This is a genomic window from Mycobacterium sp. NGS26, from assembly GCF_059813025.1.
On the sequence record NZ_JCALDU010000001.1, the window covers coordinates 18,710 to 44,037 of the forward strand.

Below are 25,328 nucleotides of genomic sequence, written 5' to 3' on the forward strand. Positions count from 1 at the left end.
GGGTTGCTACTTCTTCTCTTTCTTTTCTTTCTTCTCCGGCGCCGGCTTCTTGACCTTCACCGACTCCTTTTCCAGCTCCTCCTCCTCCATGGGCTCGACGTGCTCGTCGGGCACCACCGACGTGCCGTCGCTTGCCGCGAAGCCCTTCTTGAAGTGCTTGATGATCTCGACGAGCTGATTCTCGGCCTCTTCGGAAAGCTTTTGGCTCTCCCGTATCCCGGCCAGCATCTTCTCCTCCGAGGCCCGCATGTGGTCCAGCAGCTCGGATTCGAACCGCTTGACGTCCTGCACCGGAACCGAGTCCAGGTGACCGCCGGTGCCCAGGAAGATCGAGACCACCTGCTCCTCGACGGGCATGGGCTGGTACTGCGGCTGCTTGAGCAGCTCGACCAGCCGCTCGCCGCGCGCCAGCTGCGCCTTGGAGGTGGGGTCCAGATCGGAGGCGAAGGCCGCGAACGCCTCCAGCTCGCGGTACTGCGACAGGTCCAGACGCAGCGAGCCGGCCACCTCCTTCATGGCCTTGATCTGTGCCGCGCCACCCACGCGGGACACCGAGACACCGACGTTGATGGCCGGCCGGACGCCCTGGTTGAACAGGTCGGACTCCAGGAAGCACTGGCCGTCGGTGATCGAGATGACGTTGGTGGGGATGTAGGCCGAGATGTCGTTGGCCTTGGTCTCGATGATCGGCAGACCCGTCAGCGAGCCGCCGCCGAGATCGTCGGAGAGCTTCGCGCAGCGCTCCAGCAAGCGCGAGTGCAGGTAGAACACGTCGCCCGGGTAGGCCTCGCGGCCCGGCGGGCGGCGCAGCAGCAACGAGATCGCGCGGTAGGCCTCGGCCTGCTTGCTCAGGTCGTCGAAGACGATCAGCACATGCTTGCCGTCGTACATCCAGTGCTGGGCGATCGCCGAACCGGTATACGGCGCAAGCCATTTGAAGCCGGCCGAGTCCGACGCGGGCGCCGCGACGATGGTGGTGTAGTCCATGGCGCCGCCCTCTTCCAGCGCGCGCCGGACGGAGGCGATGGTGGTGCCCTTCTGCCCGATGGCCACGTAGACGCAGCGAACCTGCTTCTGCTCGTCGCCGCTCTCCCAGTTCTGCCGCTGGTTGAGGATGGTGTCGACGCACACCGCCGTCTTGCCGGTCTTGCGGTCGCCGATGATCAGCTGGCGCTGGCCGCGGCCGATCGGGGTCATCGCGTCGATGGCCTTGATCCCGGTCTGCAGCGGCTCCTTGACACCCTGCCGCTGCACCACCGAGGGCGCCTGCAGCTCGAGCACGCGCCGCTCGTCGGTCTCGATGTCCCCGCGGCCGTCGATCGGCTGGCCGAGCGGGTTGACCACCCGCCCCAAGAATGCGTCGCCGACGGGCACCGACAGGACGTCGCCGGTGCGCTTGACCTGCTGGCCCTCTTCGATGGTCTCGAAGTCACCCAGGATCACCGCGCCGACGCTGTGCTCGTCGAGGTTGAGGGCGACGCCGAGGACCCCGCCCGGGAACTCGAGCAGCTCCTGGGTCATGACCGACGGCAAGCCCTCGACGTGCGCGATGCCGTCCCCGGCGTCCACGACGGTTCCGACTTCCTCGCGGGCGGTGTCGGCGGTGAAGGAGCCTACGTACTCCTCGATCGCGCTCTGGATGTCATCAGCGGAGATTGTCAACTCGGCCATGGCTTTTCGTCTTCCTACTTGATCTTCGTTCGCGTGGGTCTGGGTTGTGATGGCTAGGTCGTCAGTCGGGCAACTGGGCTCGGGCGGCGGCCAGCCGGGACGCCAGCGTGCCGTCGATCACCTCGTCGGCCACCGCGATCAGCAACCCGCCCAACAATTCCGGGTCGATCTGCAGGTGCACCGAGACCGGATGCCCGTAGATGCGGCGGAGCACTTCGGTGAGGCGGGTGCGCTGGGTGTCGGTGAGTTCGGCTGCGGCACCGACCTGTGCGACGACCTCGCCCCTGCGCGCCACCGCGACCTCCGCCAGGAACTTCATCGCCTCTTCGGCCGGCTCGCCCCGCAGCAGCTCGACGGTCTGGGCCAGCAGTGCGGCCGCGATCGGGTTGACCCGGCCGCTTGCGCCCTCGAGCACCTTGCGCAGCAACCCGACCCGCCCCTCGGCGGGAACGGCGTAGTCGCCCAACAGGATCGCGAGCCGCGGCTGTGCGTCGAGAACGCGGGAGAACCGGAACAGTTGGTCCTCGACCTCGTCGACCTGGTCCTCGCGCTCGGCGACCTCCAGCAGTGCCTGCCGCGACACGTGCTCGATGGCATCGACCAGGTCGGAGTTGGCCGACCAGCGCTCGGAAACGGCCAGCCGCAGCACCTCGAGGGTGGCGTCGCCGACCTTGCCGGACACCAGCCGTTCGATCAGCCGGACCCGGGGGCCCGCGTCTTCGGCGGGCACGGTGAGATACCGGGTGACCACGATTTCGCGATCCAGCATCTTCGCCACCGAGACCAGCTCGCTGGAGAGGGTGGAAAGCGCCTTGTTGTCAAGGCTTTTGGCGACGGTGCCGAACCGATCCGAAAGATCGACCACGGCCCGCCTGCTCGCCGAGCGCATCTTCGTCAGCAGCGGATACTCGACCTCGGCGGGGGCCGGCGCCATGGCCTCCAGTTCGTCCAGGAACCGGTCGACGGTGGCCGACTGCTGCGTCGGGTCGGCGACGTGGTTGCGCACCAATTCGCCCGCCTGGCGTACGGATTCGTGACCCAGCTCCAGGCGAAGCTGGCGGGTCAGCTGGGTGCGCAGCAGCTCGACCTGGCGGGCACCCTGTTCCTTTATGCGTTCCGCCTCGACGCCGGCCTGGGCCTGCAGTTGCTCGGTGATGCGTGCCGCGTCCGTCTGGGCCTCTTCGACGACCTGCTTCGCCTCCGACTTGGCGTTCTCTACCGCCTTGCTGTGCGCCGTGGTCGACTCGGTCAGCCGGTCGGCGGCCGCGGCGGCATCGGCCAACTGCTGGCGCACCAGCTCCTGCCGGGCGGTCATCAAGTTGCGCACCGGCGGCACGACATACCGCACCACCAGGAACACGATGACCGCGAACCCGATTAACTGTCCGATGAAGGTCGACATTGGCGCTTACCTTGTCGCGGCGGAGGTGGTCACGTCGACGCCGAGGATTCGGCTGGCCAGCGTCGCCGACATCGTTGCGACGTTGGCGCGCAGATCCAGTTCCACGGCGTCCCTCTCCCGCTTCAGTTGCTCGGAGGCCACCTGCAACGTCGACATCACCTCTTGCTCGGCACGGGCGCGCGCGTCCTCGACGACCTTACGGCCCTCGGCCCGGGCGTTGTCGCGAAACGACGACGCCTGCACGCGCGCTTCCTTCATGGCCGCTTCGTAATCGGCCTGGGCGGCTTCGAACTGCTCGGCCGACTTCTTGTTGTCGGCGGCGGTCTTGGCGACCATGGCGTCGCGTTCGCGCAGCACCTTCAGGATCGGCGGCACCACGAAGGTGCCGATGACGGCGAGCACGATCAGGAAGATGGCCAGCACGAAGAAGAAAGTGCCGTTGGGGACAAGGAAGTTGCTGCCCCCCTTGCCCTCTGCCATCACCTGGCCGGCCGCCAAAACCATAGGGTTCACGTCACCCATTGCAACCCGTCACAACCGAACTACGTGACGGGGGTGGCGAAGACGAACAACGCCATGAACGCCAGGTTGATGAAGTAGGCCGCCTCGACCAGACCGACGGTGATGAAGAACGGCGTGAACAGGCGGCCCTGCGCCTCGGGTTGCCGGGCGATACCCGAAACCAGCGCGTTACCGGCAATACCGTCACCGATACCGGCTCCGATCGCGCCGCCACCCATGATGATTCCACCGCCGATGAGTGCACCGGCAGCGATAGTGGGGTCCATTCTCTTCTCCTTTATCTCGCGTTATCTGTGGCTTGTCTGGTAGCGGTCAGTCGTGGTGTTCCTCGAGTTCCATGGCCTGGCTGAAGTACAGGATCGTCAGGATCGAGAAGATGAAGGCCTGGATCGCCCCGACGAACAGGTCGAACGATTTCCAGATCGCGTTGGGCGCCCACATGATGTACGGCGGGAACAGCGCGATCAGCGCGACCAGGATGCCGCCGGCGAAGATGTTGCCAAAGAGTCGCAGCGACAACGAGATCGGCTTCGCCAACTCTTCGACCACGTTGATCGGCGCCAGGAACGCCACGTGCCCCTTGAGCACCTTGATCGGGTGCCCGACGATGCCGCGGCGCCAGATCCCGGCCACGTGGTAGCAGACGAACACGAAAAGCGCCAGCGCCAGCACGTAATTGATGTCGGCCGCCGCCGACTTGAGCAACTCGGTGGTGTGCCCGGACTTGTCGGTGTACTGCAGCGGCAGCACCGAGAGCCAGTTGGAGATCAGGATGAACACGAAGATGGTGACCGCCAGCGGCAGCACGAACGGCGCGATGCGCATCCCGATGGCGCTCTCGATCTGGTTGCGCATCTGTATGGTGAGCGCCTCCCAGAACAACTGAACCCCGCTGGGAACACCGCTCGAGGTGATCTTGGCGCGCAGGAAGAAGGCCAGCGCGATCACGATCACCGCGGCGATCGCGGTCGACAGGATGGTGTCGGTGTTGACGGTCATCCCGAGCCACGTCGCCGTGGTGTGCTCGCCGACCTCGATTTGGGCACCGGCCAGGATCGTCTCAGTCATCGCTGGTGCTCCCTTCCTCCGTCACTGCCTGTCCCGCCCCGCCCGCGCGCAGCTTCTTCCAGACCGGCAGCGCGGTCGACGCGACCAACAGCACCTGGAAAAGGGCCAGGCCGAAGACCACGCCCAGCCCCGCGGGCCGGAACAAGTAGGCGATGATCAGCCCGACGACGGTGATGATCGCCAGCCGCGACGCCGAGTTGAGCGCCATCGAGCTTTTCAGCGGGTGATCTTTGGCGGTGATCGAGGCAACCGAACGACGGACCAAGAGGGCGTTGAGCAAACCCAACAGCAGCCCAACGCCAAAGAATGCACCGACCATGAGGTGACCGGCCAATCCGGCGCCGAGCAACGCCAGCGCGGTGATGCCGACGCTGATCACGAACAGCCGAACCGGACGGAAAGCAACAGAGGGAAACACCAACGGCGCGTCCTGCGCTGGTGTCGTCACTGCAGCACCTCAATCCCGGGTTGGTGGAACGGGAACGCCCCGATCGAGTGATCGGTGGCCCGCCGAGCGTATCGCAGTCGTCGCGCTGGAATCACCCAAGGGGTAGCTCCCTATGTCGGTCGTGAATCGGCGCGATCGGACAGGGGTCCGACGGGCCGGGTGGCCGGCAACCCGCGAGGTTGTTTTCGGGGTTCTAGCTGCACCGTACCACAAAAGGGGCCGTCACTACTACTATCTGTCGTAGCTCTCGTCTTCGTAGTCGTCGCGGCGGCGCAGGAGCGGGATCGCGGTCGCGACGCCCGCGATGACGATCGCGGCCAGCATCACCTCGGCGGTGACCCGGGGGTTGAAAAAGATCGTGCTCGCCGCCCCGAAGGCGACGATCCCCACCCATAGATAGATGAGCAGCACTACCCGACGGTGCGAATGGCCGATCTGCAGCAACCGATGATGCAGGTGCATCTTGTCGGGGCTGAACGCGCTGCGGCCGGCGCGGGTGCGACGCACGATCGCCAGCAGCAGGTCGAGCATCGGCACGAACATGACCGCCACCACCAGCAAGAACGGCGACAGCAGAGCAAAGACGTCGCGAGCGCCGTAGGCGTTCTGCGAGACGGGGCCGGCGGCGGTCGTGGACGCGGCGGCCAGCATCAACCCGATCAGCATCGAGCCGGAGTCGCCCATGAAGATCTTGGCGCGGTGGAAATTGTGCGGCAGAAAACCCAGACAGGCCCCGGCGAGCACCACCGAGATCACCGCGGGCGGATAGAACAGCACGTCGCCGCCGTGGTCGCGAAGCAGGCCGACCGAGAACATGCAGATCGCCATCGCCGTGATGAGTCCCAGCCCGGCGGCCAGCCCGTCGAGCCCGTCGACGAAGTTCATTGCGTTGACGATCGACACCGTCAGCGCCAGGGTGAGCAGGATCGACGAGGCTTGGTCCAGCACGATGGTGCCGACGCCGCCCAGCGGGATGTAGATGACGCTCCACGCCACACCCATCGTGACCAGCACGCTGGCCGCGGTGATCTGACCGGCGAACTTGGTCAGCGCGTCCAGCCCCCAGCGGTCGTCGATCAGCCCGATGCCCATGATCACCGCGCCGGCCACCAGCACCGCGGGCATTCCCGTGGAGTACACGAACCCGCGGGTGAGCGCCGGCAGCTGCGACGCCAGAAAGACGGCGGACACCACGCCCAGAAACATCGCCAGTCCGCCCATGCGCGGCGTCGGGGTCACGTGCACGTCGCGTTCGCGCGGATAGGCGACCGCTCCCAATCGGGTCGCCAGCACCCGCACCGGCCCGGTGGCGAAGTAGGTGACGATCGCCGCGGTCAGCCCGACGAGCGCAAGCTCCCGCAGCGGGACACCGGTGCCGCGGTCGGACAGAGCGAGCAAACCACCGGCAAGACTGGCTAGATCGCTGGCTGGGCCGCTGGACACCACGAGACCGTACCGCTTACTACGCGATCAAACTTTCCGGGTCCGTCCCGAGCACTTCCGCGATTCGCTCGGCGCTCACCGGTCCCGCCCGCAGGATGCGCGGGGCCGCCCCGGTCAGGTCGACGATCGTGGACGCGGCCTGCTGCTCCGACGGGCCGGCGTCGAGATAGACGTCGACGAGGTCGCCGAGTTGGTTGCGCGCCTCGTCGGCGTTGACCGCGGGTGAACGGCCCGAGACGTTGGCGCTGGAGACCGCCATCGGCCCGACCTCGCGCAGCAGCTCGATCGCGACGGGGTGCAGCGGCATGCGCAGCATCACGGTGCCGCGCGCATCGCCGAGATCCCATTGCAGCGACGGCGCTTGGGTCACCACCAGGCTCAGCGCGCCCGGCCAGAACGCGCGAATCAGCTCGCGCGCCCCGTCGGGCATCGCGTAGACCAGCCCCTCGATGGTGTGCCACGAACCGACGAGCACGCCGACCGGCATGTCACGGCCGCGTCCCTTCGCCGCGAGCAGCGCGGTCACCGCCGTGCTGTCGAAGGCGTCGGCGCCGATGCCGTACACGGTGTCCGTCGGCATGACGACCAGCCGGCCGCCCTTGAGCGCGCCGACCGCCGAGGAGATTCCCAGCGCGCGCTGGTCGGGGTCGGCGCAGTCGAATATCTCAGCCACCTCTCCCCCTTCTGCGGGCTGTCACGAACCTCGGCCGGCCGGTCAGGTCGTGCCGGGCCCGGACGTCATCGAAAAGCCCTGTGTTCTGGACCAATTCGACAGTACGCGACGACGCGGTGTCGTCGTGTTCGACGGCGAAGAGGCCGCCCGCACGCAGCCAGCGCCCGGCGAGGCGCACCACGGCAATTATCACAGCCATGCCGTCCGGCCCGCCGAACACCGCGTGCGGCGGATCATGTTGGGCCACTTCGGGTTCCAGGACGGCGCTGTCGGGTACGTACGGCGGGTTGGCGACGACCAGGTCGGCCCGTCCGTCCAGCTCGGGAAGCAGGCCCGGGGCGGTGACGTCGGCGCGGACGAGTTCGACCGCGGTGCCTTCGACGTTGCGGCGGGCGTATTCGAGCGCCGCGTCGGAGTCATCGACGCCGATGATCCGGGCGGCCGGCCGGTGCGAGGCCAGCGCGACGGCCAGGGCGCCGGATCCGGTGCACAGGTCGACGATCAGGGGCCTTGTGTCGAGGCGCTGCGCGGTCGCCCAGGCGAACATGGCCTCGGTCTCCGGGCGCGGTATGAACACGCCGGGGCCGACCTGCAGCACCACCGGTCCGAACGCCGCGGTTCCGATGAGGTGCTGCAACGGCACCCGTCGCGAGCGCGCGGCGACGGCGTCGCGGTAACGGCCGAGGAACTCGTCGTCGATCGACTCGACCAGGCTCAGCCGGCCGCGATCGGTGCCCGTCAGGTGGGCGGCCAGCTCCTCGGCGTCGAAACGCGCGGAATCGATTCCCGCTTCGGCCAGTTGCGCCGCAGCAGAGTCGATTGCGCGCCGCAGGACCGTCATGCCTGTTGCAACCGCGCCTGCTTGTCGGCGGCGCTCAGCGCGTCGAACAACGCGTCCAGGTCACCGTCGAGAACCTGGTCCAGGTTGTAGGCCTTGTAACCGATTCGGTGATCGGTGATCCGGTTCTCCGGGAAGTTGTAGGTTCGAATCCGTTCGCTGCGGTCCACGGTGCGAATCTGGCTGGCCCGATCCGCCGACGCGTCGGCCAGCGCCTGCTCCTCGGCCATCGCCTGCAGGCGCGCGGCCAGCACCTGCAGCGCCCGGGTCTTGTTCTGCAACTGTGAGCGTTCGTTTTGACAGGTGACGACGATCCCGGTGGGCAGGTGCGTGATCCGCACCGCGGAGTCGGTGGTGTTGACACCCTGCCCGCCCTTGCCCGACGAGCGGTACACGTCGATGCGCAGGTCCGACTCGTCGATCTGGACCTCGGCGACCTCCTCGGGCTCCGGATAGACCAGCACGCCCGCCGCCGAAGTGTGCACGCGGCCTTGGGATTCCGTCACCGGGACGCGCTGCACCCGATGCACACCGCCCTCGAACTTCATCCGCGCCCAGACACCGTCGGCCGTGTCGCCCTTGCCGGCGATCGCGAGCGTCGCGTCCTTGTAGCCGCCCAGGTCCGACGTGGTCTCGTCCAGGACCGTCACGCTCCAGCCATGCCGCTCGGCGTAGCGGATGTACATCCGGGCCAGGTCCGCGGCGAACAGGGCCGATTCTTCGCCGCCCTCACCGGATTTGACCTCGAGCACGATGTCGTCGGCGTCATGCGGGTCGCGCGGCGCCAGCATGTCGGTGAGCTGGGTGTCCAGGTCTGCGACGCGGGATTCCAGTTCGGTGACCTCGTCGGCGAACGATGCGTCGTCGGCGGCGAGTTCACGCGCGGTCTCCAGATCCCCGCGCGCGGACTCCAGCTTGTGATAGGTGGCGATGATCGGGGCGAGCCGGGCGAAGCGGCGGCCGGCCTTGCGCGCCTCGGCGAGATTGCTGTGCAATTCGGGGTCGGCCAGCCGCTGCTCGAGCGCGGCGTGTTCGGCGAGCAGCACGTCGATGGTCTGTACCGGCTCCGTCATGTCACCTCCTCCCGCAAACACAAACCGACGCCCGGCCCGTGCGGATGCACAGTTCGGGCGTCGGTGAGCCGGCTATTTGTCGGCCTGCTCCTGCGCGGGCGCCTCCGCGGCCCCGCCCTTGCGCTTGCCGTAGCGCTTTTCGAAGCGGGCCACGCGGCCGCCGCTGTCCAGGATCTTCTGCTTGCCGGTGTAGAAGGGATGGCACTGCGAGCAGACCTCGACGGCGATGTGGCCGCCGGGCTTGGTGCTGCGGGTCTCGAAGGTGTTCCCGCACCCGCAGTGCACGGTGGTCGGCTCGTAGGCCGGGTGGATGTCGGTTTTCATGCTGTCCTCTTCGGGTCGTCGATCGTCGATTATGCCAGGTCAACCGCCACCTGCCCAAAACAGCGGGGAGGGTTCGGGCATTCCCGGCGCGCGGATCGCGTCGAGACGTTGGGCGCGGCGTATCGGGCGTTGCGGCTTAGTCGTTGTCCATCGATCCGGGCGTCGTCTTGGACACCTGCACCAGGAACTCGTAGTTGGTCTTCGTCTTGCGCAGCTGCGACATCAGCAGGTCGATGGCCTGGTGGGAATCCAGGCCCGACAGGACGCGGCGCAGCTTGTGCACGATGCCGAACTCGTCCGGCGACAGCAGCAGCTCGTCCTTGCGGGTGCCGGACGGGTTCACGTCGACGGCGGGGAAGACCCGGCGTTCGGAGATCTTGCGGTCCAGCTTGAGCTCGGCGTTGCCGGTGCCCTTGAACTCCTCGAAGATGACCGTGTCACCGGTGGATCCGGTCTCCACCATCGCCGTGGCGATGATGGTCAGCGACCCGCCTTCCTCGATGTTGCGCGCGGCGCCCAGGAAGCGCTTCGGCGGGTACAGCGCGGTGGAGTCGACACCGCCGGACAGGATCCGGCCCGACGCGGGCGACGCGTTGTTGTAGGCGCGCCCCAGGCGGGTGATCGAGTCGAGCAGCACCACGACGTCCTTGCCCTGCTCCACGAGCCGCTTGGCGCGTTCGATCGCCAATTCGGCGGCTTGGGTGTGGTCCGACGGCGGGCGGTCGAAGGTGGAGGCGATGACCTCGCCCTTGACCGAGCGCTGCATGTCGGTGACCTCCTCCGGCCGCTCGTCGACGAGCACGACCATGAGGTGGCATTCCGGGTTGTTCTTGGTGATCGCGTTGGCGATGTCCTGCAGGATCGTCGTCTTGCCGGCCTTGGGCGGCGACACGATCAGCGCGCGCTGCCCCTTGCCGATCGGCATGATCAGGTCGATGACCCGCGTGGTCAGCCGGTCGGGAGTGGTTTCCAGGCGAAGCCGCTGGTTGGGGTACAGCGGCGTCAGCTTGGAAAATTCGGGCCGCTTCTTGGCGTCCTCGACGGATCCGCCGTTGACGGTGTCGAGGCGGACCAGCGGGTTGAACTTCTGCCGCTGGTTGGGCTGCTCGCCCTCGCGGGGCACCCGAACGGCACCGGTCACCGCGTCGCCGCGGCGCAGGCCGTTCTTGCGGACCATGTTCATCGAGACGTAGACGTCGTGCGGGCCGGCCAGGTAGCCGGAGGTGCGCACGAACGCGTAATTGTCGAGGACGTCAAGGATGCCGGCAACCGGCTGGACGACGTCGTCCTCGCGCAATTCGGCGTCGGCGCCGTCGCCGCCTCGTTCACCGCGGCGCCGGCGGTCGCGGTCGCGGAAGCGGCGTCCCCGCCGGCCCTGACGGCCCTCGCCGTCGTCGTCCTGCTGGTTCGAGCCGCCACGACCCTGCTGACCGCCGGAGCCTTGCCGATCGCCGCCGCCCTGGCCGCGTTCCTCGGTCTTGGTGTCCTGCTGGCCGCCCTGGCGGGACTCGCCGGAGGCTTTGCCCTCTCTGGGGCCATCTTTGGCGCCCTCTTTGGCGTCCTCTTTGCCGTCTTTGGCGTCCTTGGCGTCTTTGCGATCCGCCTCCTCGGCGGTGCGGGTGACCGATCCGGCGTCGCGGGAGGCATCACGCCGTTCGCGGCGCGGGGCCTCGTCGGCCGAATCGCCCTGTTCCCCTTGGGCCGCAGGTGCTTCGGCGGTCGCCGTGTCGGATTTGTCGTCGGCGTCAGGCGGGGCGCTGGGGGCCGACGCGCCGTTGGCCTGTCCCCTGATTTCCTGAATCGCCGCGATCAGTTCGTTCTTGCGCATGCCCGACGTCCCCTTGACGCCGGCTCGATTGGCCAGCGCGCGCAGCTCGGGCAGCACCATGGTGGACAGGGAGCCAACCGAGACATCGCTTTTGGCGTCTGGGCTTTTGGCGTCTGGTTTGTCGGTGTTCACGGGGTCCGACGGCCGATCGCCATCGGTACTTTCGCTCGCCGTGAACAGGTCCGTATCAGTCACGGATTTCCTTTCTTCCCCCGCTGATCACGTGATACGGGGGTTCGTTTTGCATTCAGCCAAATTGCCGAGTGCGACCAATCATCGACTCTGCAACGGTGATCGCCTTGATCGGCGGAGTATGCGGCGAACCTCGTTCACGAGAAGAATTGGTGTTGTCCTAGCGGCAAGGCAGTATGTTTGCAGATGCAGATTCTGCGATTGCTGGACGGCTCCGAGGATAACCCGCATCCTTGCCGGAAGCAAGCAAACCCTCCGGCCACGCTGTGGATCAACTGGGAACCGTGACTCCCGGGCTCCAGCGAACTCCTTCGCCGGCGGTCATCTGGGTGACGGTAAATCCATTCGCGGCACCGTACTCCAGCACCTCCGAGGGTAGCTCCGGCTCCGTGCTGAACGCGATGAGCGATGGACCAGCCCCCGAAAGTGTCGCTACCACCTTATTACGCCGGAGCTGGCGCATATATTCCGCCGAGGCGGGCATCGCGGCGGCACGCTGCGGTTGGTGAAGCACGTCTTCGGTGGCCGCCATCAGCAGATCCGGTCGTTCGGTCAGCGCCACCACCAGCAACGCGGCGCGGCTGATGTTGAAAGTCGCGTCGTCGTGGCTGACCTGGGCGGGCAACAGCACCCGGGTCTCCGCGGTCGACGAGCGCTCTTCGGGGATGGCGCAGTACAGACGGATGTCGGGGTGAAGCCGCAGCGGCACCGCCGAGTACCTGGGCTGCGCACCCGTGCGGTCGATCCAGGACACCACCGCGCCACCCAACACCGCGGCGGCCGCATTATCGGGGTGGCCCTCGAACTCCGAGGCCAGCTGGATCAGCTCCGCGTCGCTCAGGGTCTTCGAATCCGTCTGTGCCACAAGGCCGTTCACCGCCGCCAGGCCCCCGACCACCGCCGCCGCGGAAGAACCCAGGCCGCAGCAATGCGGGATGGCGTTGCTGCAGCGCACCACCAGGCCGGCGGCCCTGACCCCGGCGGCCCGCAGCCCTGACTCGACGGCACGCACCACCAGATGCTCGGGACCCATTGGCACCTGACCGGCGCCCTCGCCGTCGACCTCCACGACCAAGCCGGAATCCATTGTCTCCACGACGATCTCGTCGAACAGGCTCAGCGCCAGGCCGAGGCTGTCGAAACCGGGGCCGAGGTTGGCACTGGACGCCGACACCACGGCGCTCGCCACCAGCCCCGCGGGCAGCATCCGGGTCACCGGGAGACTTCCACTACGCCAGCCCCAACTTCTCTACGACGAGCACAGGATCGACGGGCAAGGGGGACACGCTCGGCATGTCCCGCAGCGCCGTGTCGGGATCCTTGAGGCCATTGCCGGTCACCGTACACACCACCGTCGACCCGCGGGCCACCCAACCGTCCTCGACGGCCTTGAGCAGACCCGCGATGCTGGCGGCGGAGGCCGGCTCGACGAACACGCCCTCGCAGCTGGCGACCAGGTGGTACGCCTCGAGGATCTCCTCGTCGGTGGCGGCCAGGAAGCGCCCGTTGGATTGCTGCTGCGCCGCAACCGCGGCCGTCCACGACGCCGGCGCGCCGATGCGGATGGCGGTCGCGATGGTCTCGGGGTGGCTGACCGGGTGGCCCAGTACCAGGGGCGCGGCGCCGGCGGCCTGGGTGCCCAGCATGCGGGGCAGCTTGTCGATCACGCCCTCGTGGTGATACTCGGTGTAGCCCTTCCAGTAGGCGGTGATGTTGCCCGCGTTGCCGACGGGCAGAGCGTGTATGTCCGGTGCGGTGCCCAGCGCGTCGACGATTTCGAACGCCGCCGTCTTCTGCCCCTCGATGCGCACCGGGTTGACCGAGTTGACCAGCGAGATCGTCGGGAAGTCGGCGGCCATCTTGCGGGCGAGCTCCAGGCAGTCGTCGAAGTTGCCGTCGATCTGGATGATCTTGGCGCCGTGCATGACCGCCTGCGCCAGCTTGCCCATCGCGATCTTGCCCTGCGGGATCAGCACCGCGCAGGTGATGCCGGCACGCGCGGCATACGCCGCCGCCGAGGCCGAGGTGTTTCCCGTCGACGCGCACAGGACGGCCTGCTGGCCACGGGCCAACGCGTCGGTGACGGCCATCGTCATGCCGCGGTCCTTGAAGGAGCCGGTGGGGTTGAGCCCCTCGACCTTGAGATGGACGGTGCAGCCGGTCTTTTCCGAGAGACGGGTCGCGGCGATCAGCGGGGTTCCACCCTCGAGCAGCGTGACCGGAGTCCAATCGTCACCGACCGGTAACCGGTCGCGGTACGCCGCGATCACACCCGGCCACGGTTGGTGCGTCGCCGTCCGGGTCATCCGGGGCGTACTCATAGGGTGGTTCCTTCGAGCCGCAGCACGCTGGCCACGCGATAGACGGAGTCCAAATCGGCTAGCGCATCGACGGTTTCGGACAGCGCGGCGTCGGTGGCGGTGTGAGTGACCACCACGATGCGGGCTCCCACCCGTTGCCCGCCCTCATCCACCACTCCCTCCTGGCGGACCTCGGCGATACTCACCTCGCGCTTGGCGAATTCCGCTGCCACCGAGGACAATACGCCGGGCTTGTCGGCGACGTTCATGCTGACATAGTACCGAGTGTTGATGAAACCCATTGGTGCGATGGGTAGTTGGGCATACTTGGACTCCTTCGGGCCGCGGCTGCCCAGCACCCGGTTGCGGGCGGCCATCACCAGGTCACCGGCCACCGCCGATGCGGTGGGAGCGCCCCCCGCCCCCTGGCCGTAGAACATCAGCCGGCCGGCGGCCTCGGCCTCGACGACCACGGCGTTGAACGCCCCGTTCACCGTGGCCAGCGGGTGCGACAGTGGCACCAGCGCGGGGTAGACGCGGGCCGAAACCCGTTGCTGGCCGTCGTCGGTGGTGATGCGCTCGCAGATGGACAGCAGCTTGATGTTGCAGCCCAATGCCCGCGCCGACACGAAGTCGGCCGGGGTGATGTCGGTGATGCCTTCGCGATAGACGTCGTCGGCGGTCACCCGGGTGTGGAAGGCGATGGACGCCAGGATCGCGGCCTTGGCGGCGGCGTCATAGCCCTCGACGTCGGCGGTGGGGTCTGCCTCGGCGTAGCCGAGCGAGCTCGCGTCGGCCAGTGCGCTCTCGTAGTCGGCACCGGTGCTGTCCATCGCGGAAAGGATGTAGTTCGTGGTGCCGTTGACGATGCCGGCCACCCGGTGCACCGTGTCGCCGGCCAGTGACTGGGTGAGCGGGCGGATGACCGGGATGGCGCCCGCGACCGCCGCCTCGAAATAGAGGTCGACGTTGCGGCTTTCGGCCGCCTGCGCCAGCGCCCCGGTGGAGGTGGACAGCAACGCCTTGTTCGCCGTGACGACGGACTTGCCGTGCTCGAGGGCGCGCAAAATCGCCTTGCGCGACGGCTCGACTGGGCCCATCAATTCCACGACGATGTCGACGTCTTCGCGCGAGACGAGTTCCTCGATATCGTTGGTGAGCAGTTCGATCGGAACACCGCGGTCGGCGGCGACGCGGCGCACGCCGATGCCGCGCAGCACCAGCGGCGCGCCGATGCGAGCGGCGAGGTCTTGCGCGCTGTGCTCGATGATCCGGACAACCTCGCTGCCCACGTTGCCCAATCCCAGTACCGCCACGCCGACCGGCTTTTCGTCACCGGGCACGGTTCACCTCCAAACTCAGCAGATCGTCGACCGTCTCGCGGCGCAGGATCAGCCGGGACCGCCCCGCGCGCACGGCCACCACGGCCGGCCGGCCGATCATGTTGTAACGACTCGAGAGCGAATAGCAGTAGGCGCCGGTGGCCGCCACCCCCAGCAGGTCGCCCGGCCGCAGGTCGTCGGGCACCCACGTGTCGCGCACGACGATATCACCGGTCTCACAGTGCTTTCCGACGATGCGGGCCAGCGCGGCCGGCGCATCGCTGACGCGTGAGACCAGCCGGGCATCGTATTGCGCGTCGTACAGCGCGGTGCGGATGTTGTCGCTCATGCCGCCGTCGACGCTCACGTAGCGCCGGTTCGCCGTGGCGCTCACGTCGACGTCCTTGACGGTGCCGACCTCGTACAGGGTGATGGTGCCCGGCCCGGCGATGGCGCGTCCGGGCTCGACGACCAGCCTGGGCGTCGGCAGCCCCACCGCGGCCGACTCGTTGCTGACGACGGTGCTCAGCTTGGCCGCGAGTTCGGCCATCGGCGGCGGGTCGTCGGAGGCCAGGTACGAAATGCCCAGGCCGCCACCGAGATCGACGGTCGAGATCTGTGCCGTCTTGTCGAGCCCGAACTCGTCGGCAACCTGGTGCAGCAGGCCGATGACGCGGTGCGCGGCCAGTTCGAAGCCCGCGACGTCGAAGATCTGCGAACCGATGTGGCTGTGCAGCCCGACCAGGCGCAGGTGGTCGGCGTCGAACACCCGGCCGACCGCCGCCATCGCCGCACCGCTCGCCACCGACAGGCCGAACTTCTGGTCCTCGTGCGCGGTGGAGATGAACTCGTGGGTGTGCGCCTCGACGCCGACGGTGAGGCGAACGAACACGTCCTGGACGGCGCCGGCTTCGGCCGCGATCGCGTCCAGGCGCTCGATCTCGGTCATCGAGTCCAAAACGACATGGCCCACACCGGCTTTCACCGCGGCCGTCAACTCTGCCACGGATTTGTTGTTGCCGTGAAAGGTGATCCGCTCCGGTGGAAAGCCGGCGTGCAGGGCGACCGCCAGCTCACCGCCCGTGCACACGTCGAGCGAGAGTCCCTCCTCGTCGATCCAGCGCGCGATCTCGCTGCACAGGAACGCCTTCGCGGCATAGTGCACATGCTGTCCGCCGCCGAAGGCCGACGCGATCTCGCGGCAGCGGGATCGAAAGTCGTCTTCGTCGATGACGAACAGCGGGGTGCCGTACTCCTGGGCGAGGTCGGTCACCGACACTCCGGCGATGCCGATAACACCGGCTTTGTCGCGAGTTGTGTTGCGCGGCCACACATTCGGCGCCAGCCGCAGCAGCTCCTCGGGGGATTGCGGCCGCGGCGGGCTTTCGGTGTGCCGGGTCTCTTCGGCGTGCCGGGGACCCGCGGGGTGGACGTTCACATTCGCTCCGGGGCGGTGACTCCGAGGATCGCCAGGCCGTTCGCGATGACCTGGCGCGCAGCCTGACACAACGCCAGCCGCGCGGTGTGCAGGTCGGTGGGCTGCTCGTCGCCCTGCGGCAACACCCGGCACGAGTCGTAGAACCGGTGGTAGTCACCGGCGAGGTCCTCCAGATAGCGGCACACCCGGTGTGGTTCACGCAGGGACGCCGCCGTTTTCAGCACCCGCGGGAATTCGCCGATGGTGCGCAGCAGCGTCCCCTCCTTGTCGTGGCTGAGCAGCTCCAGGTGCGCGGTGTCGGGGATGAGCCCCAGTTCGGCGGCGTTGCGGGCCAGCGCGGAAAGCCGCGCGTGCGCGTATTGCACGTAATAGACCGGGTTTTCATTCGACGCTGAGGACCACAGCGCCAGGTCGATGTCGATCGGGGTGTCCACCGACGAGCGGATCAGGCTGTACCGCGCGGCGTCGACCCCGATCGCCTCGACCAGGTCGTCGAGCGTGATCACCGTTCCGGCCCGCTTGCTCATCCGGACCGGCTGGCCGTCGCGGACCAGGTTGACCAGCTGCCCGATGAGCACCTCGACGGTGGCCGGGTCGTCGCCGAAGGCGGCGGCCACGGCCTTGAGCCGGGCGATGTATCCGTGGTGGTCGGCACCGAGCATGTAGATGCACAGGTCGAAGCCGCGCTGCCGCTTGTCCAGGTAGTAGGCGATGTCACCGGCGATATAGGCCGGTTTGCCATCGCTCTTGATCACGACGCGGTCCTTGTCGTCACCAAAAGCGCTGGTGCGCAACCAGGTTGCGCCGTCCTTCTCGTAGATGTTGCCGGTCTCGCGCAGCCGGGCGATGGCCTGGTCGACGCGCCCGCTGGTGTGCATCGACTCTTCGTGGGTGTAGACGTCGAAGTCGGTGCCGAACTCGTGCAACGACTTCTTGATGTGGGTGAACATCAGGTCGACACCGATCGCGCGGAAGGTCTCGCGCAGCTGCGGCTCGGGCAGGGTCAGCGCGTCGGGCGCCTGCTGCAGCACCTGGGCGGCGATGTCGGTGATGTAGGTGCCCGCGTAGCCGTCTGCCGGGGCCGGCTCCCCCTTGGCCGCGGCGATCAGCGAGCTGACGAAGCGGTCGATCTGGGCGCCGTGGTCGTTGAAATAGTATTCGCGCACCACGTCGGCGCCCTGTGTCGTCAGCAACCGGCCCAGCGCGTCGCCGACCGCGGCCCAGCGGGTGCCCCCGATGTGGATGGGTCCGGTCGGGTTGGCCGAGACGAATTCCAGGTTGACCCTGTGGGTGGCCTGCGCGTCCGAATGACCGTAGCTCTCGCCGGCGTCGATGACGTTGTTGACCACCACCGCCTGCGCCGACGCCTCCAGGCGCAGGTTGATGAAGCCCGGCCCGGCCACCTCGGCCGAGGCGATGCCGTCGGCCCGCGCCAGCGCCTCGGCGAGCCATCCGGCCAGCTCACGCGGGTTTGCGCCGACCCGCTTGCCCAGCTGCATCGCCAGGTTGCTGGCGTAATCGCCGTGCTCGGGATTACGCGGCCGCTCCACGGTGACCGTCGGCGGCAGCGCCGCCGTGTCCAGGCCACGCTGCGCCAACACCGCGGAGGCGGTGGTCTTGAGCAGCTCAGCCAGGTCAGCGGGGGTCACGAGCGTCCATCCTATTGGCTGCGCTGGCTACGCCCGAATCCATTGCGGTGACGGGACGGCCGCCGCGATGCGTTAGTCTGTCGGGGCCCGATGGCGCAGCATGGAAGTACCAGCGCCCCCGTAGCTCAGGGGATAGAGCGTCTGCCTCCGGAGCAGAAGGCCGCAGGTTCGAATCCTGCCGGGGGCACCAGCATTTTCGCAGGTCAACTACCATTTTGGCCGAACCGGCAAAGCCGTGTGCGATGTCGCGCCGGATCGCACATGTCTACGATGACACGCGTATCCCCCCAGCGGCCTCACCGTGCTCGCCGAACTCGCAGGAGGCTGTCCGCGTGCCCTTTAAGCGCGTCGACGAATTGAAGCCCGGAGACAAGATCCGCATGAAGATCGGGCACGCCACGGTCATCCGGACCGAACCCCTTGACGACGACCGCACCCTGCTCACCTTCGCCTACGGGACGCAGGGCCCCGCCGACAACGATCTCACCGTGGATGTCCTGGACGACGACGAGTGGGGTTGGGAAGACACGCATCACGAGTGATCCCGAGCTCCCAAAGTTCTTCGGAAAAACCTGTCCGCGTTAGCGGGGTCCGACGCTCCTACCAGTGAACGCGGCCCATTCGGGTCCCACGAAGGTACGGAGCACAGCATGAACACCAACACCAGCCTCGACGTGATCGCGCCCGCGGCCGCCAAACGGAGGGCCACCGGCCGCGCGGCGCTGGTCGAACACTTCCGCCGGCTGCAGACGAACACCGCGCTCTTCCTGGGCCTGGCCCGCGAAGCCGGCATCGACACCGTCGCGGGCGCGGGCGCCCCGGTGATCTGGTGCATCGTCGGCAGCTCGATCAAGGCGCTGCGCCTGTCCGACGCCCTGATCCGGCGTGGCATCAATGCCGACCTGATCGCTTTTCCCGTCGTGCCGGAGGACAAAGCGGGCGTCCGATTCTTTGTCACCAGCTGCCACTCGGAGGAGCAGATCCGGTCCATGGTCGCCGCGCTGGCCGAGGAGCTGGAGCTGCTGAACGCGGGCGGCCAATCGTGAAGTTGTTCTGCTTTCACCACGCCGGGGGCGGCGGGTTGGCATTCAACGCGTGGGACAGGGCGCTGCGGCCGGCCGTCGAGGTGATTCCGGTCGAGATCGCCGACCGGCAGCGCTTCACCACGCTGCGCCAGCTCATCGACGAGGTGAACGGTCAGCTGGAATCCGAACTGGCCCAGCCGCATTCGTTCTTCGGCCACAGCTTCGGGGCCCTGCTCGCGTACCGGTTGGCGTGCGTGCGAGCGGCGCAGGGTTCTCCGCTGCCCCGCGCGGTCTTCCTCTCCGCGTATGGCCCACCGCACCTGCGGCCGCCGCTGCACGTCGTGGATCTGCTCGACGACCACCAGCTCGCGACGCTCCTGTCCGACCTGGGCGGGCTGCCGGCGCAACTGACGCGGTGGCCCACGCTGCACGAGCGAGCCGTCACCGCCACCCGCCACGACTTGCGGCTGTGCATGACGGACGAGGAGGACGCCGCCGCGGAACTGCCCTGCCCGATTCACGTCTTCGGCGGCAGCGAGGATCCGCTGGTCAGCGAATCCGACTTGCACGAATGGCGGTCGCGGACGACCGGGGACTTCTCCGTGCGGATCCTTCGGGGCGGCCACTTCTATATTCGTGATCGGCAGTCGCTGTTCGAGACGCTTCGCCCCCTGATGTCGATGATCGCGGCGGCATGACGCGTTGGCCGAACCGGTCGGTTACTGAAAACCGCGGTTCGCGAATCGCATTTGTGGGCATACTGGCGCATGATCGCGCGTCGGATCCCTCGTTTCCTTGCCTCTGCTGCCGTCGCGGCGTCGGGCGTCAGCGCCGCCGTCCTCGCGTCCGCGATCCCCTCCTCCTCCGCCGATCCGTGTCCCGACGTGCAGGTGGTATTCGCCCGCGGCACCGACGACCCGCCCGGGCTCGGCCCGACCGGGCAGGCGTTCGTCGACTCCCTGCGCCCGCGCATCGGCGCGAAATCGCTCGACGTATATCCGGTCAACTACCCCGCCACCCATGACTGGACGAATGCGGGCGAGGAAGGCATCAGGGACGCGGGTGCGCACGTCGTTTCGATGGCACACGACTGCCCCAATACCAAGATGGTGCTCGGCGGGTATTCGCAGGGCGCGGCCGTGATGGGCTTCGTCACCTCGGCGGCCGTGCCGAACGGGATCGATCCGGCGACCGTGCCCAAACCGCTGGACCCCGAGGTGGCCAACCACATCTCCTCGGTCGTGCTGTTCGCACTGCCCTCCGACAAGGCGATGAACTTCTTCGGCGAGCCGCCCGTCGTCATCGGGCCGCTGTATCAGGCCAAGACCATCAAGGTATGCGCTCCCGGGGACCCGATCTGTTCCGACGGGATGAATTTCGCCGCGCACGACACGTACTCGACCAACGTGGCGATGATCGACACGGGCGCGACCTTTGCGGCCGGTCGCGTTGTGAGCGATCTCGCCGCGCCGCCGACCGCCGTGCCCGGGGCGCCGACTGTTCTTCCCGGGCCGCCCGCCGCTCTTCCCGGCGCGCCGACGACCGCCGTCGGGTCTCCGTTTACGGGAGGCGTTGGCGGTTGATCGAGCGATTCGCTCAGCCCCCGCCGCCCGCCTGATCTCCTTGGCAGTGGCCGTGGCCGGTTTGCACCGTCCCGCCGCCCGCGGTCGCCAGGGCCGCCGCCTCCGCGTCCTCGCGGGTGGGTCCCCAGCCTCCGAAGTATTTGGTCTTCGCGGCGTTCAGGACGAGCGCGATGCAGCCGCCCTGCCCGCTGGCCAGCAGGCGACAGTCGCTGATGGTCTTGCGGCACGCCTCCATCGCCTTCTGCTCCGCTGCGCCCTGACTCTTCCCACCGTCGACGAACTTGATCTGCCCGGTGGAGTCCGACATCGCCATCGCGATCCAGTCGTTGTCGGCATGCGCGAGCGGCGTCGCCACGACCACCGCGCCGACCGCGAACGCTACTGCCGCTTGCCTCTTCATCAGGCAAACACTATCCCACAGACGCGGCATCACCGCAGGTCAAGCAGAAGGCTCAAGCGGAAGGCTATGGCAGCACGGTGTGCATCAACATCACGTCGTACGCCGACCACAGCGACAGGTTGAAGTACAGGTCCCGACCCGACGACCACGGATGGATCATCGGCGCATAGATGCCGCCGGGCATCTGGAACGACGACACCAGTGGCTGCTCGGGGCTCCACGGTCCCTGCGGGGCGGGCGCCGTCCTGGCCACGACGTCGTTGCTGCCACCGTTGGTGTAGAGCACCAGGTATTGCTTGAGATAGCTGTTGTATTGGGCGGACATCTCGCCCACCGGACCCGGGAAGACCGGTGTCGCCGCCCCCGGGTTGTTCGGCACCCAGCGGCCGCCGTTGTCGCCGTTCCAGTACTGGTACTTGGTCAGGTCCGGCAAGGCGTTCGGGGGAACCCGCGACAGGAACGCCGGACCGCCGCGTCCCGACGGGGTGCCGAACGAATAGAGGTAACCGTCGTTACCCTTCATGAACGCCCCCATCTGGAAATTCTCGTTCCCCGGCGTGAACCCGACGCCCGGCACCGCGTCGGCCGAGGCGGTGCGGATCGTGCCGGGGTAGATTCCCCAGTTTTGGCCGTTGTCAATCGATCTCGCGATCGCCGAGTAGTTCGTCGACCATTCGCCGTCGCGGCCCCACCGCTGGATGGACATGTAGTTCATGTATTGGGTTCGCCCGATCGCGATGCCCGAGGTCGGAATGATTCCCGTTTCGTGCGCCGCCTTGTGGATGGTGTTGACGACCTGCTTGGACAGGCCGTTGGTCCACACCGGCGAGCCGGAGTACCGGTCGTTGGGCACGCCGTCGGCGACGTGGATCCCGTGGGACAAGTCGCGGTCGTTACTGCGGAACAGCACGTTGTACCGCCATTCCTGGCCGCGGACCTTGCAGTAGCCGAACGTGTCACCGAAGGCCATCAGAGCCTGGCGGTTGACGGGATCGCCGTTGTCCCAAATGATCCCGAGGTCGGTTCCCGAGATCCCGAAGCGCTGCAACGTTTTGTTGGGACCGTTCGGTCCGGTCACCCAGTCGACCAGCGACGTCGGCGCGCCCGCGATCGAGGCGGGGGGAGCCGGTGCGGGCTGGGGAGCCGGCTGGGGCGCGGGCTGCGGCGGCGGCGCCGGGGCCGCGTTCGGCTGCAGCTGCGTGGCGTTCGGCGACTGCGGGAGGCCCGGCGTCGGAGGATTGGGCCCGGGCGGCGGCACCACCCCCGCTTGCGGCTGCATCGGCGCGGAGTAGCGCTGACCGGGGGCGGTCGGCCTGAGGAAGGACTGGATCAGCGGACCCAACTTCGGCAGCGGCGCCTGGTCGTTCGTATGAGTGGGCCTGCGCCCGGTCGGCGGCACCACGGTCGGCTGCGGCGCGGGCATGGCGGGCGGCGCGGCCGGAGGATCCACGTTCGCCTCGGGCGCGCCGCACGGTGTGGCATTCGCCGATGGTGCGGGGCCCAACGCAGCGATGAATGCTACGGCGGCCGTCGACACCACCCAGAGCGAAGTGCTTCGAAGAATCGCCGACAAGTGTCACACCTTTCGGGGGGCGAGACGTCCATTGACGCCTGCGGCTTGCTCATGTGACGATAGTGATTCCTGGGGCTTTTGAGACCAGTGAGCTGCGAATAGGTATGCTTCCGTGACCGTGTCGCAACCCGCTTCAGCAAATTTGCGGGCGTCGCCCGTGTATACGGTGGGCAGCCGTCATCCGTGCCGCGCAGCAAACGCCGGGGTGCCGCGCAGCGAGCCGTCCGACAGCGGCTGGCGCCGAACGGTTCTCGCGCCGCTACTCGGGCTTGATGCTGTCGACCTGATCCCGGTCGTAGCCGATGACGGGCGGTGAATCGCCGTAGACGTCGAGGGTGTGGATGAACCGGTGCACCCCCATCACCCCGGCGCAGGTGAATCCCAGCTCCACGATCTGCGCCGCGGTGAAATGCTCACCCAACCGCTGGTAGAACTCGTCGTCCATCGCGTGGTGGTCGGTGGCAAGCAGGTCGAGGAATTCGACGGCCATCCGCTCCTGCGGGGTGAGCGCGCCGTGACCGGGCGCGAGCAGGCACGCGACATCCTCGTCGGTGATCGAGTCATGCTTGCGCGACTGGCTGCAGGGCTCGCACTCGCCCAGCTGGGCGCTGCGGATGCGCAGCAGCTCTAGGATCCGGCCGCCGAGCAGGGTCCCGGCACCGAGGTGGGTTCTGGCCATGTTCACCTGATCGAGCTGTGCGCTCCGGTAGGCGAAGATCTGCAAGGGCACCGGGGTCGCATAGAGCCCGGCGGCGACGCCGGCCTCCACGATTTCGCGGGAATGCGGGCTGAGTTCTTCCATCGGAATTGGCGCGATACGCGGCATTTAATGAGGCTAACGTTCTAATGCGCCACCGAAAAGCCCCGATATCTGGAGGACCCGATGCCCCGACTCGCCGGAAAGGTCGCGATAGTCACCGGGGGCGCGGGCGGAATCGGTGCGGCAACCGCGCGCGAATTGGCCCGCGAGGGCGCCGCCGTCGCGGTCGTCGACGTCGACGAGGCGAGGGCCGCCGAGGTCGCCGACGAGATTCGGCGAACCGGGGCGCGGGCGATCGCGCTGGGTGGCGACCTCGCCGAGGAGCACGTGGCGCGCGACGCCGTGCAATCCACGGTCGCGGAATTCGGCCGGGTCGACGTTCTGCACAACAACGCCGCGCTGACCGCCAGCGACTTTTTGTCCCGGGACACGACGGTGTGCGAGATCCCGCTGGACGTCTGGCGGCGGTCCCTGGACGTCAACCTCGGAAGTCAGCTGCTGATGTGCAGGCACGCGATTCCCGAGATGCGCAAGAGCGGCGGCGGTTCGATCGTCAACATGTCGTCCGGAGCGGCGTTGTCGGGTGACCGGACCCGGCTGGCCTATGGGGTGTCGAAGGCCGGGGTGCACACCCTGACGATGTACGTCGCGACCAGCGAGGGCAAGCGCGGCGTGCGGGCCAACACCGTCGTGCCCGGGTTGATCCTCACCGACGCGGTGCGCGCGCACCTGTCCGAGGAGATCATCGGCGGCCTGGGCCGCGCGACCTTGACGCCCTACCTCGGGGAACCGAAGGACGTCGCGGATCTCGTCGTTTTCCTGGCCAGCGAGCAGTCCCGCTACATCACCGGTCAGATGATCTCGATCGACGGCGGGATGTCCGCGCACGTCGGCCTGGACACCGGCGCCTAACCGCTCGTCGGCCCGAGCGCGTACGCGCCGGTCTCCGGGTGGTGGTACCAACCGCTCGCGGCCTGGGTGCCGCCGTCGACGTGGATGGTTTGACCGGTGATGTAGCTGGACATGTCGGAGGCGAGAAAGACTGCCGCGCCGGCCATTTCGTCGACGTGGCCCGCGCGGCCCATCGGGACCGTGAGGCCGAACCGCCGCTCGGAGCCCGGCGGCGCAATCTGCCGGATGCCCTCGGTCAGCGTGATGTCGGGCGCCAGCGCGTTGACCCGGATGCCGTGCGGCGCGAGTTCCAGTGCCGCGGTCTTGGTGTAGTTGATGACGCCGGCCTTGGCCGCCGCGTAGGTCGCGTAGCCCGGCGCGGCGCGCACACCCTCGATCGAGGTGACGCTGATGATGCTGCCCGGCAGCTTCTGCTCGACGAGGGCGCGCGCCACCCGCTGCGTGCACAGGTAGACGTGGCGCAGGTTCGACCTGTACAGCGCGTCCCAACCGTTCTCGCTGGTGTCGAGGATGCCCGACCAGAAGACCCCGCCGGCGTTGTTCACCAGGATCGTCACGGTCCCGAGTTCTTTGCGGGTCTGCGCCAGCGCCGCGTCCACCGCGGCGCTGTCCCGGACGTCGACCGTGATGCCGAGGGCGCCGATCTCCCCGGCGGCGGACGCGCACGAGTCGGGGTTGCGCTCCCAGATCGCCACCCGCGCGCCGAACGCCTTCAGCCCCGCCGCGATGCCGCGGCCGATGCCGGCGCCACCGCCGGTGACGACCGCGACCCGGTCGGTCAGCAGAATGCTCGAGGGATCGAGGGTCATGCAGTTGACTATAGAACAATTGCAGTTCGAGGTTTACAGTCTTCACTAAATCTGTTCGATTTGTAACAACGCGGG

Annotated in this window: 26 protein-coding genes and 1 tRNA gene; 6 read left to right on the forward strand and 21 right to left on the reverse strand. The window is 67.8% G+C overall.

Features of this window, described 5'->3' with window-relative positions:
• Nucleotides 1–6: 6 nt before the first annotated feature.
• From atpA to argS, 17 genes are all read right to left on the reverse strand, one after another.
• Nucleotides 7–1,671, reverse strand: coding sequence for a F0F1 ATP synthase subunit alpha (gene atpA, locus AC5Y6X_RS00095; RefSeq protein WP_499983333.1), 1,665 nt, complete (start codon nucleotides 1,669–1,671; stop codon nucleotides 7–9).
• 61 nt (nucleotides 1,672–1,732) lie between these two features.
• The gene (locus tag AC5Y6X_RS00100) at nucleotides 1,733–3,073 is read right to left on the reverse strand and encodes a F0F1 ATP synthase subunit B/delta (protein ID WP_499983334.1); all 1,341 of its coding nucleotides are present in this window, start codon (nucleotides 3,071–3,073) and stop codon (nucleotides 1,733–1,735) included.
• Nucleotides 3,074–3,079: 6 nt separating this feature from the next.
• The gene (locus tag AC5Y6X_RS00105) at nucleotides 3,080–3,595 is read right to left on the reverse strand and encodes a F0F1 ATP synthase subunit B (protein WP_324676277.1); all 516 of its coding nucleotides are present in this window, start codon (nucleotides 3,593–3,595) and stop codon (nucleotides 3,080–3,082) included.
• Between the two features lie 20 nt (nucleotides 3,596–3,615).
• Nucleotides 3,616–3,861, reverse strand: coding sequence for a F0F1 ATP synthase subunit C (locus AC5Y6X_RS00110; RefSeq protein ID WP_066928722.1), 246 nt, complete (start codon nucleotides 3,859–3,861; stop codon nucleotides 3,616–3,618).
• 46 nt (nucleotides 3,862–3,907) lie between these two features.
• Entirely contained in the window at nucleotides 3,908–4,663 is a 756-nt protein-coding gene (gene atpB, locus AC5Y6X_RS00115; protein WP_324676282.1) for a F0F1 ATP synthase subunit A, read from the reverse strand.
• Nucleotides 4,656–5,111 (reverse strand): ATP synthase subunit I, encoded by a 456-nt coding sequence (locus tag AC5Y6X_RS00120; protein WP_324676284.1) that lies wholly within the window; start codon nucleotides 5,109–5,111, stop codon nucleotides 4,656–4,658. The genes atpB and AC5Y6X_RS00120 overlap by 8 nt, the downstream gene beginning before the upstream one ends.
• A 231-nt stretch (nucleotides 5,112–5,342) precedes the next feature.
• Nucleotides 5,343–6,557 carry a glycosyltransferase family 4 protein gene (locus AC5Y6X_RS00125; protein WP_324676286.1) on the reverse strand — a complete coding sequence of 405 codons (1,215 nt, stop codon included), beginning with the start codon at nucleotides 6,555–6,557 and terminating at the stop codon, nucleotides 5,343–5,345.
• Between the two features lie 16 nt (nucleotides 6,558–6,573).
• Nucleotides 6,574–7,227, reverse strand: coding sequence for an L-threonylcarbamoyladenylate synthase (locus tag AC5Y6X_RS00130; RefSeq protein ID WP_499983336.1), 654 nt, complete (start codon nucleotides 7,225–7,227; stop codon nucleotides 6,574–6,576).
• Nucleotides 7,220–8,068, reverse strand: coding sequence for a peptide chain release factor N(5)-glutamine methyltransferase (gene prmC / locus AC5Y6X_RS00135; RefSeq protein WP_499983338.1), 849 nt, complete (start codon nucleotides 8,066–8,068; stop codon nucleotides 7,220–7,222). The genes AC5Y6X_RS00130 and prmC overlap by 8 nt, the downstream gene beginning before the upstream one ends.
• Nucleotides 8,065–9,138 carry a peptide chain release factor 1 gene (gene prfA, locus AC5Y6X_RS00140; RefSeq protein WP_499983340.1) on the reverse strand — a complete coding sequence of 358 codons (1,074 nt, stop codon included), beginning with the start codon at nucleotides 9,136–9,138 and terminating at the stop codon, nucleotides 8,065–8,067. The genes prmC and prfA overlap by 4 nt, the downstream gene beginning before the upstream one ends.
• Nucleotides 9,139–9,210: 72 nt before the next feature.
• A complete protein-coding gene (gene rpmE, locus AC5Y6X_RS00145) occupies nucleotides 9,211–9,462 on the reverse strand; it encodes a 50S ribosomal protein L31 (protein WP_324676294.1) in 252 nt (83 codons plus the stop codon).
• A 136-nt stretch (nucleotides 9,463–9,598) separates the two neighbouring features.
• Complete coding sequence (gene rho / locus AC5Y6X_RS00150) at nucleotides 9,599–11,485, reverse strand: transcription termination factor Rho (protein ID WP_499983341.1); 1,887 nt, start codon at nucleotides 11,483–11,485, stop codon at nucleotides 9,599–9,601.
• A gap of 268 nt (nucleotides 11,486–11,753) precedes the next feature.
• Nucleotides 11,754–12,689 (reverse strand): homoserine kinase, encoded by a 936-nt coding sequence (gene thrB / locus AC5Y6X_RS00155; protein WP_324676670.1) that lies wholly within the window; start codon nucleotides 12,687–12,689, stop codon nucleotides 11,754–11,756.
• 22 nt (nucleotides 12,690–12,711) lie between these two features.
• On the reverse strand, nucleotides 12,712–13,788 hold the full coding sequence (thrC, locus tag AC5Y6X_RS00160; protein ID WP_324676672.1) for a threonine synthase: 1,077 nt from the start codon (nucleotides 13,786–13,788) through the stop codon (nucleotides 12,712–12,714).
• Between the two features lie 11 nt (nucleotides 13,789–13,799).
• Entirely contained in the window at nucleotides 13,800–15,125 is a 1,326-nt protein-coding gene (locus AC5Y6X_RS00165; protein WP_499983343.1) for a homoserine dehydrogenase, read from the reverse strand.
• Complete coding sequence (lysA, locus tag AC5Y6X_RS00170; RefSeq protein WP_499983344.1) at nucleotides 15,115–16,542, reverse strand: diaminopimelate decarboxylase; 1,428 nt, start codon at nucleotides 16,540–16,542, stop codon at nucleotides 15,115–15,117. The genes AC5Y6X_RS00165 and lysA overlap by 11 nt, the downstream gene beginning before the upstream one ends.
• Complete coding sequence (gene argS, locus AC5Y6X_RS00175; RefSeq protein ID WP_324676302.1) at nucleotides 16,539–18,191, reverse strand: arginine--tRNA ligase; 1,653 nt, start codon at nucleotides 18,189–18,191, stop codon at nucleotides 16,539–16,541. Before argS ends, lysA begins: the two co-directional genes overlap by 4 nt.
• 114 nt (nucleotides 18,192–18,305) lie before the next feature.
• On the opposite strand from argS, the gene AC5Y6X_RS00180 reads away from it, so the two are divergent.
• From AC5Y6X_RS00180 to AC5Y6X_RS00200, 5 genes are all read left to right on the forward strand, one after another.
• Nucleotides 18,306–18,381 (forward strand) — tRNA-Arg (locus AC5Y6X_RS00180).
• Between the two features lie 142 nt (nucleotides 18,382–18,523).
• Nucleotides 18,524–18,733, forward strand: a complete 210-nt coding sequence (locus AC5Y6X_RS00185; RefSeq protein ID WP_324676304.1) for a hypothetical protein — start codon at nucleotides 18,524–18,526, stop codon at nucleotides 18,731–18,733.
• A gap of 108 nt (nucleotides 18,734–18,841) precedes the next feature.
• Complete coding sequence (locus AC5Y6X_RS00190) at nucleotides 18,842–19,237, forward strand: hypothetical protein (protein WP_324676305.1); 396 nt, start codon at nucleotides 18,842–18,844, stop codon at nucleotides 19,235–19,237.
• Nucleotides 19,234–19,914: a thioesterase II family protein gene (locus AC5Y6X_RS00195; RefSeq protein WP_499983347.1), complete on the forward strand. Its 681-nt coding sequence runs from the start codon at nucleotides 19,234–19,236 to the stop codon at nucleotides 19,912–19,914. Before AC5Y6X_RS00190 ends, AC5Y6X_RS00195 begins: the two co-directional genes overlap by 4 nt.
• A 69-nt stretch (nucleotides 19,915–19,983) precedes the next feature.
• On the forward strand, nucleotides 19,984–20,799 hold the full coding sequence (locus AC5Y6X_RS00200) for a cutinase family protein (RefSeq protein ID WP_324676309.1): 816 nt from the start codon (nucleotides 19,984–19,986) through the stop codon (nucleotides 20,797–20,799).
• Between the two features lie 13 nt (nucleotides 20,800–20,812).
• Here the strand turns inward: AC5Y6X_RS00200 and AC5Y6X_RS00205 are convergent, their stop codons facing one another.
• From AC5Y6X_RS00205 to AC5Y6X_RS00215, 3 genes are all read right to left on the reverse strand, one after another.
• Nucleotides 20,813–21,199 (reverse strand): DUF4189 domain-containing protein, encoded by a 387-nt coding sequence (locus AC5Y6X_RS00205; RefSeq protein WP_499983349.1) that lies wholly within the window; start codon nucleotides 21,197–21,199, stop codon nucleotides 20,813–20,815.
• A gap of 64 nt (nucleotides 21,200–21,263) precedes the next feature.
• Nucleotides 21,264–22,772: a glycoside hydrolase family 183 protein gene (locus AC5Y6X_RS00210; protein ID WP_499983351.1), complete on the reverse strand. Its 1,509-nt coding sequence runs from the start codon at nucleotides 22,770–22,772 to the stop codon at nucleotides 21,264–21,266.
• 259 nt (nucleotides 22,773–23,031) lie between these two features.
• Nucleotides 23,032–23,598, reverse strand: a complete 567-nt coding sequence (locus AC5Y6X_RS00215) for a carboxymuconolactone decarboxylase family protein (protein WP_499983353.1) — start codon at nucleotides 23,596–23,598, stop codon at nucleotides 23,032–23,034.
• 57 nt (nucleotides 23,599–23,655) lie between these two features.
• On the opposite strand from AC5Y6X_RS00215, the gene AC5Y6X_RS00220 reads away from it, so the two are divergent.
• Nucleotides 23,656–24,444 (forward strand): SDR family NAD(P)-dependent oxidoreductase, encoded by a 789-nt coding sequence (locus AC5Y6X_RS00220; RefSeq protein ID WP_499983355.1) that lies wholly within the window; start codon nucleotides 23,656–23,658, stop codon nucleotides 24,442–24,444.
• Here the strand turns inward: AC5Y6X_RS00220 and AC5Y6X_RS00225 are convergent.
• Entirely contained in the window at nucleotides 24,441–25,253 is an 813-nt protein-coding gene (locus tag AC5Y6X_RS00225) for an SDR family NAD(P)-dependent oxidoreductase (RefSeq protein ID WP_499983356.1), read from the reverse strand. The two genes, AC5Y6X_RS00220 and AC5Y6X_RS00225, sit on opposite strands and share 4 nt — an antisense overlap.
• Nucleotides 25,254–25,328 lie beyond the last annotated feature (75 nt).

Excerpts from the sequence above, each read along its gene's own strand:
- thrC (WP_324676672.1), bottom strand. The coding sequence starts at position 13,788 with ATGACCCGGACGGCGACGCACCAACCGTGGCCGGGTGTGATCGCGGCG.
- rpmE (WP_324676294.1), bottom strand. The coding sequence starts at position 9,462 with ATGAAAACCGACATCCACCCGGCCTACGAGCCGACCACCGTGCACTGC.
- prmC (WP_499983338.1), bottom strand. The coding sequence starts at position 8,068 with ATGACGGTCCTGCGGCGCGCAATCGACTCTGCTGCGGCGCAACTGGCC.
- AC5Y6X_RS00220 (WP_499983355.1), top strand. The coding sequence starts at position 23,656 with ATGCCCCGACTCGCCGGAAAGGTCGCGATAGTCACCGGGGGCGCGGGC.
- AC5Y6X_RS00225 (WP_499983356.1), bottom strand. The coding sequence starts at position 25,253 with ATGACCCTCGATCCCTCGAGCATTCTGCTGACCGACCGGGTCGCGGTC.
- AC5Y6X_RS00100 (WP_499983334.1), bottom strand. The coding sequence starts at position 3,073 with ATGTCGACCTTCATCGGACAGTTAATCGGGTTCGCGGTCATCGTGTTC.
- AC5Y6X_RS00105 (WP_324676277.1), bottom strand. The coding sequence starts at position 3,595 with ATGGGTGACGTGAACCCTATGGTTTTGGCGGCCGGCCAGGTGATGGCA.
- AC5Y6X_RS00190 (WP_324676305.1), top strand. The coding sequence starts at position 18,842 with ATGAACACCAACACCAGCCTCGACGTGATCGCGCCCGCGGCCGCCAAA.
- AC5Y6X_RS00215 (WP_499983353.1), bottom strand. The coding sequence starts at position 23,598 with ATGCCGCGTATCGCGCCAATTCCGATGGAAGAACTCAGCCCGCATTCC.
- prfA (WP_499983340.1), bottom strand. The coding sequence starts at position 9,138 with ATGACGGAGCCGGTACAGACCATCGACGTGCTGCTCGCCGAACACGCC.
- AC5Y6X_RS00205 (WP_499983349.1), bottom strand. The coding sequence starts at position 21,199 with ATGAAGAGGCAAGCGGCAGTAGCGTTCGCGGTCGGCGCGGTGGTCGTG.
- atpA (WP_499983333.1), bottom strand. The coding sequence starts at position 1,671 with ATGGCCGAGTTGACAATCTCCGCTGATGACATCCAGAGCGCGATCGAG.
- AC5Y6X_RS00200 (WP_324676309.1), top strand. The coding sequence starts at position 19,984 with ATGATCGCGCGTCGGATCCCTCGTTTCCTTGCCTCTGCTGCCGTCGCG.
- atpB (WP_324676282.1), bottom strand. The coding sequence starts at position 4,663 with ATGACTGAGACGATCCTGGCCGGTGCCCAAATCGAGGTCGGCGAGCAC.
- thrB (WP_324676670.1), bottom strand. The coding sequence starts at position 12,689 with ATGCTGCCCGCGGGGCTGGTGGCGAGCGCCGTGGTGTCGGCGTCCAGT.
- AC5Y6X_RS00110 (WP_066928722.1), bottom strand. The coding sequence starts at position 3,861 with ATGGACCCCACTATCGCTGCCGGTGCACTCATCGGCGGTGGAATCATC.